This is a genomic window from Mesorhizobium sp. M0848 (assembly GCF_040319805.1).
Classification (GTDB): domain Bacteria; phylum Pseudomonadota; class Alphaproteobacteria; order Rhizobiales; family Rhizobiaceae; genus Mesorhizobium.
The window spans coordinates 116,616-130,074 of sequence record NZ_JAMYOM010000021.1 but is presented as its reverse complement, the minus strand read 5'-3'; the positions used below and the strand labels follow the sequence as shown (position 1 = coordinate 130,074).

Here is a 13,459-nt window from a genome sequence, read left to right as displayed (position 1 = left end):
GCTCGACAGAACTTGGACAATCAGCGGACGACTTGGTGTCTGGCGCAACTCCGGACGGAATTGCTTTAGCTGGCGGCGCTCGCCTGCGGCGCCGAACGCTCGCTCAGCATCTGGCGCACCGCCGACATCGAGCCGCTCAGCTCGTTGATGGCGTCGTCGATCAGCGCCCTTTGCTTCTGCAGGCGGGCAAGCTGCTTTTCCGACTTGTCCAGCGCGAGCTTGAGCTGCTTGGTGTTTGAACCGGTCGGATCGTAGAGATCCATCATCTGCTTGACGTCACGCAGCGAGAACCCGACCTTGCGGCCAAGCAGGATCAGCTTGAGGCGGGCCTTGTCGCGGCGCGTGTAGAGACGGGTCGACCCGTCACGCTGCGGGTTGAGCAGGCCTTTGTCTTCGTAGAAACGCAGCGTGCGCAGCGTCACTCCATATTTCTTCGCCATCTCGCCGATGCGGACGAGGTCCTCGCCGGCTTCGGCAGATATATTGGTATTGGCCGCGGTCTCGCCGGCCGAGATAAGCTTCATGGTCACTGGCTTTCCCCGTCTGGTGGCGTCGCGGTCTCGGACCGTGCGTCGCCTGACTGGAAGCGGGGGCCTGCTTCCAGTCGTGGTTTCAACAAACAAATCGCAAACATGCGCTCAATGCGCCTTTTACGTTTACGTCAATTCTATACCGATTGCCGCATGATGACGCAAGGGCGTTCTGCGCGCCGCCCTTTATGCCGCACCGTCAGGCCGGCAGCCGACATCCTTTCGATTTCTTAAGTTTGGTTAACGCGTTGTTTACCACGTTGGGGGAAATGTGGGCGCGTCGGCTACCCGTGTTTATCCTGTATCGAATTTTTCACGGTTTTTCGGAGCGCGGGCGAGAGCCCGGGAAGCTCGTCTTCCGCCGCGGCATCGCCGCCGGTCGCCTTCGTTCCGATAGGGACCTGGGGGAACTGGCCGCGAGCCAGCCATTCTGAAAGACGGACGCACCGATGAACAGCAAGCGGTCCTATCTCGATACACTCAATGCCGGCAGGCAGCGCAGGCCGCAGACCACGCTCGAGCAGTTGAACCAGTCGCTGGAGACGCTGGAGCAGCGGCTGGAGCGGACGCGCGAGGATCCGATGGCACGTTCCGATCCCCGCCAACCAGATCTGCGCCAACCCGATCCCCGCCAATATGGTGCCGACGCGCGCTATCCCGCCGCCCGGCCCTCCGGCCAGCAGCGCTGGTATGAGGACCCGCAGCCCGCGCCGCGTCCGAAGAGCCCAATGCAGGGAGCCGCCGCTTTCGAGCAGAATTACCAGGCCATTGCCCGCGATATCGATCGCGTGCGCGGCCAGGAGGATGGCGTTGCCATGGTCGGCAAGATCGCCGGCGAATTGCGCGGCATGCGCGAGGAACTGCGCCACCAGATGACCGCAGGTCTGCAGCGGGAATTCGAAGCGCTGCGCAAGGACATCGAGCGGGCTTTCCAGTCAGGCGCAAGGCCCGGTGCTTTGGCCAAGGGCAGTGCTGAACTCGGCCTTGAGTTCGAGCGGCTTTCGGGCGCCATCCAGACCCTGGCCGAGAAGAGCGACGACAGAAGCGTCAACATGCTGCGGCTCGAACTCGAACAGGTCAAAGCCGCACTCGACACGCTGGCACGCGAAGAGAGCGTGCAGAAGGTCGACCGCCGCTGGGACGATTTCGATCGCCGCTGGACGGCGTTCGAAGACCGCGTCGACGCCGACCAGCGCAAGCGCTCGGACGACCCGGGCCTGTCTGCTCTGACGGCCCGGCTGGAGCAAATCAGCAATGCCGTCAACAATTTGCCGGAATCGTTGTCGCTGCGCTCGCTGGAGGAGAAGGTGCGCACGCTTGCCGGCGCTGTCGACCATTTCGCCAGCCAGCAGGACAATCGCGGCAGCGACACACTTGGCATGATCGACGAGCGGCTGGACGAGATCTCCCGCGCCATCGTCGCATCCACGGTCGCGGCGCAAGCCAATTCATTCGACCACGAGGCTTTCGAGCGCATCGAGAGGCGGATCGACTCGCTTGCCAGCCAGATCGAGGAAGTGGCGCAGGATCGTCCAGGCAACGCGGTCATGGACCGGCTGAGCACGCTGTCCGGTCGGGTCGACGAGCTCGGCGGTCGCGCCAATCTGCCCGAGCAGGCGATGGAGCGCCTGGCCAAGCAGATCGCACTCATCGCCGACAAGATCGACCAGGCGCCCGCCATGCCTGACGCCGACTACATCTTCCATGGGCTGGAGCAGCGCTTCGACGTGCTGTCGAGCATGATGGAACGCCGCCAGGGTGACGCCATCGAACAGGGCAACATGCTGTTCCGCGATCTCGAGCGCAGACTGGACGAGGTTGCCGACAGGCTCGACCAGCGCATGCCGCAGGTCGACAGCGCCGGCATCATGGAAGCCATCGATGCCCGCTTTACGGCGCTCGCCAAGCGTATGGAAACGCGTGTGCCCGATCCCGCGGGCGAAGCCGCGATCCGCGGCCTGGAGAGCCGGCTCGAAGACATTTCAAGCCGGCTGGACGCGTCGGCCGCACAGGTCGCCGGCATCGATCCGGCGCTGATCCGCAGCCTGGAAGCACAGGTTGCCGGCCTGTCCGCTCATCTTTCCAAGCCCAGCACCCCGCTGCCGGAATTCGAGGACATCAGCCCGCGTCTCAACGAAATTGAAAAGTCGCTCGCAGGAACCCGCGATTCCATCCTTGGCGCGGCGCGCGAAGCGGCCGAGAACGCAGTGCAATCGCTGGCCGGTTCGAGCGCCAATACGACCGCGGTTTCCGGCCTCGCCCAGGATTTGAAGACACTTGAAACGCTGACGCGGCGCTCCGACGAGCGCAATTCGAGAACGTTCGAGGCCATCCACGACACGTTGCTCAAGATCGTCGACCGGCTAGGTTCGCTCGAACCCGGCGAGCCGGTCGAGGCGATGAGCGAATTGCTGGATGCGGCACCGGCCGAGCCGAGCAACTGGCGCGGCGCCCGGCGGCCCAAAATGGCTGTCGACGCGCCGTCGATGGATATCGATCAGCCCCTGCCATTGACCGGGGACATGGCCGATCTCGATGGCCGTGCCGCCGCCATCCTGCGCAACGAGCCGAGTGCGCGTGGCGACCTGGGTACGCGTGGCGACCTGGGTACGCGTGGCGACCTGGGTATTGGTATCGGCACGCGCACGCCGGCCGAGGCTGCGGCGGCGGCTGCCATGGCCGCGCTCGGTTCGGACACGATCGCCGAGAAAGGCGAACAGGCAGGCGGCCGCAAGTCGTTGTTCGGTGGCCTGGCTCGCGCCTTCAAGGGCAAGAAGGAGGCGGACATGCCGCCACTGGCCGGCTCGGCGCCGAGTGCCCCGATCCCGAGCGTCGATCTCGACGAGCCGCTCGATCCGAAAATGGCCAACCGGCCGCTGGAGCCCGGCTCCGGCGCACCTGACCTCAATGCCATCATGAAGCGCGTGCGTGACGAGCGCGGCCAGCCGGCCAAGCCCAGCGACACCGATGCCGCCAAATCGGATTTCATCGCCGCGGCCCGGCGCGCGGCGCAGGCCGCGGCCGCCGAGGCCGATGCGCTGAAGCGCCAGTCGACGGTGACCGGACCGGTGAAGGCGCTGCGGATCGGCGACCTGCTCAAGGCACGGCGCAAGCCAATCCTGATGGGGACAACCGCGATCCTGCTGGCGCTGGGCGCTCTGCAACTGGGCAAGGCCTTCTTCGCTGATCCGGCCCAGGTGGCGAGCAACGATGTCGCGCCGATCGTCGCCTCGCAGCCGGTGCAGACCGCCTCGCTCGATGCCGCGAGCCAGCCAAAGACGGACGCGCAGCCCGCGGCAGTGGAAAGCGCGCCGGACCATGCCGTCAGACAGGCCGAGCCGTCCGCACCGGCAACCAAGGACGACATGGCCGCGCAAAGCATGATTGCCACGCCGTCAGGCGCCGAGCCGTCGATGGGTGCCGCGCCGACCGCCGAGCCGGTTCCGGCGCCCGTCGCCTTGGCCACATCGGCCGATGCGAACCCAGCGGTGTCCGAGACAACAGCCCCGGCTGCGCCGCCCTCGACCGTTCCGGTCGCCCCGGAAGCTGCCGATACCGACACCGGCATCCAGCCTATGGCGGCAGAGCCGACCATCGCCAAGGACACCACGGGCGCGGTTCCGCCGGTGGACGCTTCGCCGGCGACGACGGCAAAGTTCGACATTCCCGCTGACGCCGGCCCGCCCGCCTTGCGTGATGCCGCCGCCGGCGGCGACGCCAAGGCGCTGTTCGAAATCGGCTCGCGCTATGCCGAGTCGCGCGGCGTCAAGGAAGACATGGCGGCAGCGGCCAAGTGGTACGAGAAATCGGCGGAACTCGGCTTCGCGCCGGCCGAATACCGCATCGGAAATTTCTACGAAAAGGGCGTCGGCGTCGCGCGCGACATCAAGAAGGCGAAGACCTGGTACCAGCTTGCCGCAGCACAGGGCAACGCCAGCGGCATGCACAATCTAGCCGTCCTGTTCGCCATGGCGGCAGACGGCGTGACCGACAATGAATCGGCCGCGCACTGGTTCCAGGCGGCGGCCGATGTCGGCGTCAAGGACAGCCAGTTCAACCTCGGCATCCTCGCCGCTAAGGGCGTCGGCATGAAACAGAACCTCGAGGAATCCTACAAATGGTTCGCGCTTGTCGCCAAGACCGGCGACAAGGATGCGGCGGCCAAGCGTGACGAGATCGCCAATGCGCTGCGGCCCGAGCAGCTCGAACGCGCCCGCGCCGCGACTGAGCTGTGGAAGGCCAAGCCGTTGGATGCGGCGGCCAATTCGGCCGACATTCCTGAATCCTGGCAGGACGGCACACCGCAGACGACAGCCAGCATCGACATGAAGAAGGCCGTCCAGAACATCCAGCGCATTCTCAACAAGAACGGCTACGACGCCGGCGGCGCCGACGGCAAGATGGGCCAGAAGACGAAGACCGCGATCATGGCTTTCCAGACCGACAACAAGATGCCGGCGACCGGCGAAGTCGATGAAAAACTGGTCAAGGCGCTGCTGGCGCGCAAATAACGGCGGAGGCGTCGTTTCCACGACGCCTCTGCCACACATTCGCCTGTTAACTGATTGAGATGTTTTTTGTTTCGGCGGCGTAGCGCGGTTTGACTTCGCAGCACCTCCGCCGCAAGAACGAATTGGCTTGTCGGTCCAAGATGCCCGCAACGGTTGCATTCGCCGACGGCAGAACTGATCGAGACTGACGGGTGGGCATCTATCTCCCGATCGCGGAAATTTCCGTCAATATCTTCGTCCTGCTGGCCATGGGCGCGGCGGTGGGTTTCCTGTCGGGCATGTTCGGCGTCGGCGGCGGCTTCCTCATCACGCCGCTCTTGATCTTCTACAACATACCCCCGGCGATCGCGGTCGCCACCGGCGCCAACCAGGTCATCGCCTCCTCCGTCTCCGGCGTCCTTTCGCACATGAAGCGCGGTACGCTCGATTTCAAGCTCGGCGGGGTGTTGCTGGCCGGCGGCATTGTCGGCTCCACCGGCGGCATCTACGTCTTCGCCTTCCTGCGCCGCCTCGGCCAGCTCGACCTGTTCATCTCGCTGCTCTACGTCGTGCTGCTCGGCACCGTCGGCGGGCTGATGTTGGTCGAAAGCGTCAATGCGCTACGCGCCACGCGCAGCGGTGCGGCGCCGGTGCTGAAGAAATCCGGCCAGCACAACTGGATCCACCGCTTGCCGCTGAAGATGCGGTTCAGGGCGTCAAAACTGTTCGTCAGCGTCATCCCCGTACTTGGCCTTGGCGCCGGTATCGGCTTCCTGTCGTCGATCATGGGCGTCGGCGGCGGCTTCATCATGGTGCCGGCACTGATCTATCTGCTGAAAGTGCCGACCAACGTCGTCATCGGCACCTCGCTGTTCCAGATCATCTTCACCTCCGCCTATACGACGCTGGTCCACGCCACCACCAACCAGACGGTCGATGTCGTGCTGGCCTTCCTGCTGATGGCGGGCGGCGTCGCCGGTGCGCAGTACGGCGCCAAGGCCGGCCAGAGGCTGCGCGGCGAGCAGCTCAGGGCGTTGCTGGCGCTGCTCGTGCTGGCGGTGGCGATACGATTGGCGATCGATCTGTTCGTCACCCCGCCCAACCTCTATTCGCTGTCTGCCGCGGGCCTCAACTGATGAGGGCTCGCAACACATTCGCAACCGCCATTGTCCTGTCGCTGCTTGCGGCCGCCGTGCCGGCGAAGGCACAGGTCCCGCTGACCGAAGGCATCCAGATCGGGCTCTCCACCGACAACGTCTCGATCACCGCCGGCTTTTCCGGGGCCGACCTGACCATCTTCGGTTCGCTGGAAAACCCGGATCCACTCGTCGCGCGCCAAGGCCGTTACGACGTCATCGTCGTGCTCGAAGGTCCGCCCAAGCCGGTGGTGGTGCGCCGCAAGGACAGGGTGCTCGGCGTCTGGGTCAATCTGGACTCCGAGACCTTCGAAAACGTGCCCGTCTCCTATTCGGTGGCGACGACGCGGCCGCTGCAGGACATCACCGAACCCAACAGCTACAAGCAGCTGTCGCTCGGCGCCTCCAACCTCTATATGCAGCCCGCCGATGCCGGCGACAGCCCGGCGACGATCGAGGAGTTCACGGCGGCACTGCGGGAGCGCAAGTCGGCGACCGGCCTCTACAGCGAGAATGTCGGCGGCGTGCAATTTTTGTCGCAGAACCTTTTCCGCGCCACCGTCAGGCTGGCACCGAATGTGCCAGTTGGAACCCATAAAGCCCGCGCGTTCCTGTTCAAGAGCGGCCTGTTCATCAAGGAAAGCTCGGCCCAGCTCGAAATCCGCAAATCCGGTTTCGAACAGTCGATCTTCCGTGTCGCGCACAATTATTCGTTCCTCTATGGCGTCTTCGCGATATCGCTGGCCATGCTGACTGGCTGGCTTGGAAGGCTGATCTTCCGGCGGGACTAATGCATGTCGCCCAAAAGTGGCCCCGGTTTTGGGAGAACGACATGCATCGAATCAAGACCTGAAGTGCGTCGCGTGAATCCGCCAAACCGCGACGCACTTCAGAACTTTCCCCGAAAAGTGGTTTCCCTTTGCCGAGGCATGCGGTAGACCGCGCTCCCCAGCCAAATGGCAGACACAAACAATTCGGTTCGGCAGAGCAGCCTGTCCCCGGGCAGCGCGCGATTTCTCGGCGCCTGTCGGCTCGCCGACGACAAATACAGGAACTTGTCATGCGACCAGCCTTCGGCGGCATCGACTTCGGGACTTCGAACTCCACCGTTGGCGTGGTCCGCAACGGGCAGCCGCGGCTCGTCGTGCTTGAGGACGGCCAGGTGACGCTACCCAGTGCCGTATTCTTCAACTTCGAGGACAACCGCACCTGCTTTGGCCGCCACGCCATCGCCAACTACACCGACAGCGTCGAAGGCCGGCTGATGCGTTCTCTGAAGAGCGTGCTCGGCAGTTCGCTGGCCCATGAAAAGACCCGCATCAAATCGCGGTCGATCGGCTTCCTGGAGATCGTCGGCATGTTCCTCGGCCATCTCAAGAAGAGGCTGGAAGCAGATGCCGGCGATACGGTCGAGACCGTCGTGCTTGGCCGGCCGGTGCAATTCGTCGATGACGATGCCGAGGCCGACGCGAAGGCGCAAAGCGAACTCGAGAACGCCGCGCGTGCCCAGGGCTTCAAGCACATCGCTTTCCAGTTCGAGCCGATCGCGGCGGCGCTCGACTACGAGCAGAAGGTGACGCGCGAGGAACTGGCGCTGATAATCGATATGGGCGGCGGCACGTCGGACTTCTCGATCGTGCGCGTTTCACCGCAGCGCTCCCGGTCGCTCGACCGCAAGGACGACATCCTGGCCAGCCGGGGCGTCCACATCGGCGGCACGGATTTCGATCGGCAGCTGAGCATCGCCCATGTGATGCCGCAGCTCGGCTATTTGACGCCAACCAAGGACGGCAAGCGCAATCTGCGGCAAGCTACTTCATCGATCTGGCGACATGGCAGCGCATCAATCTGGTCTACACCGCCAGGGCGATGACGCATCTGCGCCAGATCCGCTACGAGGCCGAGCGCGCCGACCTGGTCGGCCGTTTCATCCACATCGTCGAACACCGCTATGGACACGCGCTGGCGGCACTCGTCGAGAAGGCCAAGATACAGCTGACCGACAGATCGTCCGCAGATGTCGTGGTGAAGCTGCCGGGTGCGGAGTTCGCCGCCGAAATCACGCGCAACGGGCTGGATGCCACGATCGCCAGGGATATCGAGCGTGTCACAGCAACGGTGGCGCAGACCATCCGTGACGCCCAGGTGAAGCCATCCGACATCACCGCGGTGTTCCTGACTGGCGGATCGACCGCGATCCCGCTGGCCAGACGAGAAATCCTGTCGCTGGTGCCGCAGGCGTCCGTCATCGAAGGCGACATGTTCGGCTCGGTCGGACTTGGGCTGGCGCTAAATGCCCAACGGAAGTTCGGCTGATCAGGGTCCATTGATATTCAGGTGATGCCGGCCTGCAAATGGCTGGTACCTGCGCTTCCGGTGCTCACGTACTTTAAGTACGCTCCGCTCCGGTTCTCGGCGTCAGCCATTTTCGACTCGGCCTGACCTGAATCTCAACGGACCCTATCTTGGCGCGGACCCGTTCATCTCCGTACCCAGATGTGCCTTGAGCGCCATCTGGGCCAGGCTTGCCTGGCGATCGCGATGAGTGATCATGGCGAAGTCGCGTTTCGGCAGTTCGAGCGGCACCGATCTCAGACCGCCTTCGGCCACGGCGCGGGCCACGACAAGCTCCGAAATGATGGTGGCGCCGGCTCCTGCCTCGACCGCCTGGCGGATAGCCTCATTACTCGGCAGCACCAGGAATATCTGGAGGTCGGCGAGCGAAATCCCTTCGTGGCGCGCCAGATCCTCCAGCACCTCGCGCGTACCCGAACCACCCTCGCGGATGATCCAGCGCAGACCCTTGATGTCAGGGCGGCCGGGCGCGACTTCGGGGATCTCCGGATGCGCGCTGGCAACCACCAGCATCAGCCTGTCGACGTCGACCTTGGTGCGGCGCAGTATGTCGGACTCGGTGCGGCCTTCGACCAGGCCGAGATCCGCAGCGCCATCGAGGACATTGGCCTCGACCTGCCTGGTGTTGCCGATGGAGACGCTCAGCCTGACGGCCGGATAGGCTTCGTGGAAGGAAGCCAGCCGGCGCGGCAGCCAGTAGCTGGCGATGGTCTGGCTGGCGGCGATCGAGAGGCTGCCGGTGACGGTCTGTGAGACATGCTCCAGCACATTGCGCGCGGCGGCGGCCCGCTCGAGCACGGCCTTGGCCTCCGGCAGGAACCGGTGGCCGGTCTGGGCAAGCTCGATGTTGCGGCCGACGCGGTTGAACAGATGGACGCCGTGCTGTTCTTCAAGCGCCCGGATGGCGGCCGATGCGGCCGACTGCGAAATGCCCAGCAGTTCCGCCGCCTTGGTCATATGGCCGCGCTCTGCGACGGCGACGAAAATCCGCAACTGGTCCAGGGTCATGTCTGCATTAAGAACCAATATCGATCGAATTTACAAGAACAACTGATTAGACAGATCGATAGCTTTATTCTAAGTTTTCGAACGAAGTTAGAAAAAATTCGCCGAGAGATCGCAGAGAACAGAATGATCGGGCGGTTCAGATCCCTGCTTGCGCATTGGACCCGCGGCATAAGACGGCGGCTGGCCGGCGATCGCTACCACCCGGAAGAGCATTACATGCGCGGCCCCGGACCGAAGACGCGGGCCAAATCCATGGGCCGTACAGGCGCCACCGGATCATGATGCAGGGACCGCCGCGCGGCGCGAATTCGGCACCATCGCAACGCCCGCTTGCCGACACGCGAGCGCCTGACGAAGGCGACGGCGTCGACACCTCGCCTGATGTTTCCGACAGCATCGCCAAGACGACCTGCTACATGTGCGCCTGCCGCTGCGGCATCGATGTGCACATCAAGGATGGCAAGGTCCGCTACATCAACGGCAACAAGGACCACCCGGTCAATCGCGGCGTGATCTGCGGCAAGGGCAGCTCCGGCATCATGCAGCACTACAGCCCGGCAAGGCTGAAGAAGCCATTGCTGCGCACCGGCCCTCGCGGCTCCGGCGAATTCCGCGAGATCGAGTGGGAAGAGGCGTTTTCGATCGCCACCGAACGGCTCTCGGCCATCCGCCGGACCGACCCCAAGAAACTGGCCTTCTTCACCGGCCGCGACCAGTCGCAGTCGCTGACCGGCTGGTGGGCGAGCCAGTTCGGCACGCCGAACTTTGCCGCCCATGGCGGCTTCTGCTCGGTCAACATGGCGGCCGGCGGTCTCTACACGATCGGCGGTTCGTTCTGGGAGTTCGGCGAGCCCGACTGGGACAACACCCGGTATTTCATGCTGTTTGGCGTCGCCGAGGATCACGATTCCAACCCGATCAAGATCGGCCTCGGCAAACTCAAGGCGCGCGGCGCCAAGGTCGTCTCGATCAATCCGTGCCGCACCGGCTACAATGCCATCGCAGACGACTGGATCGGCATCCGGCCCGGCACCGATGGGCTGTTCGTGTTCGCCCTCATCCACGAATTGCTCAAGGCGGGCCGCGTCGATCTCGATTACCTGCTGCGCTACACCAATGCCCATGTTCTCGTCGTGCAGGAGCCGGGTGCCGCCGATGACGGGCTGTTCGTGCGCGACGCCGACGGCAATCCCCTGGCGTGGGACAGGGTTGCGAAGACGCCTGTCGGCGCCACCGATGCCAGTGCGAAACCGGCACTGACGGGCAGCTTCACGATCGGCGGGCGCCACTGCGTCTCGGTGTTCCAGCTCATCGCCGACCGCTACCTCGATGAGAGCTATGCGCCGGATGCGGTCGCCGAGCGCTGCGGCATTGCCGCCGATACGATCCGCAGGATCGCCGCCGAACTTGCGCATGTCGCCTTCGAACAGACGATCGAACTGCCGATCGCGTGGATCGATTGGGCCGGGCGCCGGCACGAGACGATCAAGGGGCGGCCTGTTTCGATGCACGCCATGCGCGGCATCTCGGCCCATTCGAACGGCTTTCACACCTGCCGCGCCATCCATCTCCTCCAGGTGTTGCTGGGCACGGTGGATGTTCCCGGCGGCTTCCGTTTCAAGCCGCCCTACCCCCGCTCCGCTCCGCCCGGTCCCAAGCCAGCCGGCAAGACCGTCAAGCCGATGACGCCGCTTGACGGCATGCCGCTCGGTTTCGTCTGTGGGCCGGACGATTTGCTGGTCGATGAGGCCGGCACGCCGCTTCGCATCGACAAGGCCTATTCCTGGGACGCACCGCTGGCGGCACACGGCCTGATGCACACCGTCATCCGCAATGCCTGGGCCGGCGATCCCTACAAGATCGACACGCTGATGATGTACATGTCGAACATGGCGTGGAATTCCTCGATGAACACCGTTGAGACCATTGCCATGCTGACCGACAGCGACGAAGCGGGCAACTACAAGATTCCCTTCATCATCTATTCCGATGCCTATTATTCCGAGACCGTGCCGTTCGCCGACCTGGTGCTGCCGGATACCACCTATCTCGAGCGGCATGATTGCATCAGCCTGCTCGACCGGCCCATCAGCCATGCCGACGGACCGGGCGACGCCATCCGCTATCCCGTCGTCGAGCCGGACCGCGACGTCAGGCCGTTCCAGTCGGTGCTGATCGAACTCGGCGCCCGGCTCGGCATGCCCGGTTTCGTCGATGAGGACGGCACGGCCAAATACCGCGACTACGCCGACTACATCGTCAATCATGAGCGCACGCCCGGCATCGGCCCGCTCGCCGGCTGGCGCGGCAAGGACGGGACCTCGACCGGCAGGGGCGAGGCCAACCCGGACCAGCTGCAGCGCTACATCGACAATGGCGGCTTCTGGCATCACGATTTCGCCGACGACCAGCGCTACTACAAGATGGCCAACCGCTCCTATCTCGACTTCGCCGAGAGCATGGGCTTTATCCCCAAGGCCGAGCCGATCGTCTTCCAGCTCTACTCCGAACCGCTGCAGCGCTTCCGCCTTGCCGCGCGTGGGCATGGCCCTGTCTTGCCACCAAAGGGTGACCGCCAGCGCATCGAGACCTACATGGACCCGCTGCCCTTCTGGCACATGCCCTTCGAGGAAGCGGCCGTCGACCTGGAAGAATATCCGCTGCATGCGCTGACGCAGAGGCCGATGCACATGTACCATTCCTGGGGCTCGCAGAATGCGTGGCTGCGGCAGATCACCAGCCAGAACCGGCTGTTCGTGCATCACCGGACGGCAGCTGGCCTTGGCCTTGTCGATGACGACTGGGTGTGGATCGAAAGCATCAACGGCAGGGTGAAGGGGCAGATCAAGCTGATCGACGGGGTCAACGAAAGCACGGTCTGGACCTGGAACGCCATCGGCAAGCGGCGCGGCAGCTGGGGGCTGAAGGACGACGCGGCCGAGAGCAACCGTGGCTTCCTGCTCAACCATATCATCGGCGACCAGACCTCGGCTGACGCTCAGGGCAAGCGCTATTCGAATTCCGATCCGGTCACCGGCCAGGCGGCTTGGTTCGACCTGCGCGTGCGCATCGTCAAATGCGCAGCCGAAGAAGCCGGCTTCACCGAGCCGCAATTCGAGCGTTTCCGGCAGCCGCCGCATTTCGAACCCTCACCCGACATCCTTCGCTTCGGTGCCGAATTCCGCAGGGCAAGAGAGGCGACCGAATGACCTGTCTGCCAAGCCAAAGCGGCAAGAAGCTCGGCCTCGTCATCGATCTCGACACCTGCGTCGGCTGCCAGGCCTGCGTCACCGCCTGCAAGGAATGGAACACCGGCGGCCACATGGCACCGCTGACCGACATCGACCCCTATGGCGGCCATGTCGACGGCGTCTGGTTCAACCGCGTGCACGCTTACGAGCACACGACCGAGATGGGCGGGCGCACCGTCAATTTTCCGCGTTCCTGCCTGCATTGCGAGACACCGGCCTGCGTCACCGTCTGCCCGACCGGCGCCTCCTACAAGCGGGCCTCGGACGGCATCGTGCTGATCGACGAGGACAAGTGCATCGGCTGCAAATTGTGCAGCTGGGCCTGTCCCTATGGCGCGCGAGAATTCGATACGGACGTCGGGGTGATGAAGAAGTGCACGCTGTGCGTCGACCGCATCTACAATGACAATCTGGCCGAAGAGGACCGCGTACCGGCCTGCGTCGCCGCCTGCCCGACCAGCGCCCGGCATTTCGGCGATCTCGGCGATCCCCTATCGGCGGTTTCGCAACTGGTGGCGGAGCGTGGCGGCGTCGACCTGATGCCTGAGCTCGGCTATCGCCCGACCAACAAATACCTGCCGCCGCGCGCCCACACCACGCGCGCCGCATCGGTGGCAGCACCCGCACTCGAACCGGTGCGGGCCGAAGGCGGTTTCCTCGGCTGGGTCGACCGCATGCTTTCGAACTGA

The 13,459-nt window shown here is 64.3% G+C and carries 7 protein-coding genes and 1 pseudogene; 6 read left to right on the top strand and 2 right to left on the bottom strand.

Going from position 1 to position 13,459, the window contains the following annotated elements:
• Positions 1–65: 65 nt before the first annotated feature.
• Positions 66–524 carry a MerR family transcriptional regulator gene (locus NKH95_RS23325; RefSeq protein WP_127811260.1) on the bottom strand — a complete coding sequence of 153 codons (459 nt, stop codon included), beginning with the start codon at positions 522–524 and terminating at the stop codon, positions 66–68.
• A 455-nt stretch (positions 525–979) separates the two neighbouring features.
• On the opposite strand from NKH95_RS23325, the gene NKH95_RS23320 reads away from it, so the two are divergent.
• The 4 genes and pseudogenes from NKH95_RS23320 to NKH95_RS23305 all read left to right on the top strand — a co-directional run bounded on the left by NKH95_RS23320 (position 980) and on the right by NKH95_RS23305 (position 8,472).
• Complete coding sequence (locus tag NKH95_RS23320) at positions 980–5,041, top strand: peptidoglycan-binding protein (RefSeq protein WP_352893325.1); 4,062 nt, start codon at positions 980–982, stop codon at positions 5,039–5,041.
• Between the two features lie 191 nt (positions 5,042–5,232).
• Complete coding sequence (locus NKH95_RS23315; protein WP_023811359.1) at positions 5,233–6,156, top strand: sulfite exporter TauE/SafE family protein; 924 nt, start codon at positions 5,233–5,235, stop codon at positions 6,154–6,156.
• The gene (locus tag NKH95_RS23310; RefSeq protein ID WP_027161734.1) at positions 6,156–6,947 is read left to right on the top strand and encodes a TIGR02186 family protein; all 792 of its coding nucleotides are present in this window, start codon (positions 6,156–6,158) and stop codon (positions 6,945–6,947) included. The genes NKH95_RS23315 and NKH95_RS23310 overlap by 1 nt, the downstream gene beginning before the upstream one ends.
• 269 nt (positions 6,948–7,216) lie before the next feature.
• Positions 7,217–8,472: pseudogene (locus tag NKH95_RS23305) on the top strand (Hsp70 family protein).
• Between the two features lie 144 nt (positions 8,473–8,616).
• On the opposite strand, the gene NKH95_RS23300 reads toward NKH95_RS23305, so the two are convergent.
• A complete protein-coding gene (locus NKH95_RS23300) occupies positions 8,617–9,519 on the bottom strand; it encodes a LysR substrate-binding domain-containing protein (protein ID WP_352439635.1) in 903 nt (300 codons plus the stop codon).
• 278 nt (positions 9,520–9,797) lie between these two features.
• On the opposite strand from NKH95_RS23300, the gene NKH95_RS23295 reads away from it, so the two are divergent.
• Positions 9,798–12,728, top strand: a complete 2,931-nt coding sequence (locus tag NKH95_RS23295) for a molybdopterin oxidoreductase family protein (RefSeq protein WP_352773371.1) — start codon at positions 9,798–9,800, stop codon at positions 12,726–12,728.
• Positions 12,725–13,459: a 4Fe-4S dicluster domain-containing protein gene (locus tag NKH95_RS23290; RefSeq protein WP_023811364.1), complete on the top strand. Its 735-nt coding sequence runs from the start codon at positions 12,725–12,727 to the stop codon at positions 13,457–13,459. Before NKH95_RS23295 ends, NKH95_RS23290 begins: the two co-directional genes overlap by 4 nt.

Coding starts and splice junctions, on each gene's coding strand:
- NKH95_RS23325 (WP_127811260.1), bottom strand. CDS start 524: ATGAAGCTTATCTCGGCCGGCGAGACCGCGGCCAATACCAATATATCT.
- NKH95_RS23320 (WP_352893325.1), top strand. CDS start 980: ATGAACAGCAAGCGGTCCTATCTCGATACACTCAATGCCGGCAGGCAG.
- NKH95_RS23310 (WP_027161734.1), top strand. CDS start 6,156: ATGAGGGCTCGCAACACATTCGCAACCGCCATTGTCCTGTCGCTGCTT.
- NKH95_RS23300 (WP_352439635.1), bottom strand. CDS start 9,519: ATGACCCTGGACCAGTTGCGGATTTTCGTCGCCGTCGCAGAGCGCGGC.
- NKH95_RS23295 (WP_352773371.1), top strand. CDS start 9,798: ATGATGCAGGGACCGCCGCGCGGCGCGAATTCGGCACCATCGCAACGC.
- NKH95_RS23290 (WP_023811364.1), top strand. CDS start 12,725: ATGACCTGTCTGCCAAGCCAAAGCGGCAAGAAGCTCGGCCTCGTCATC.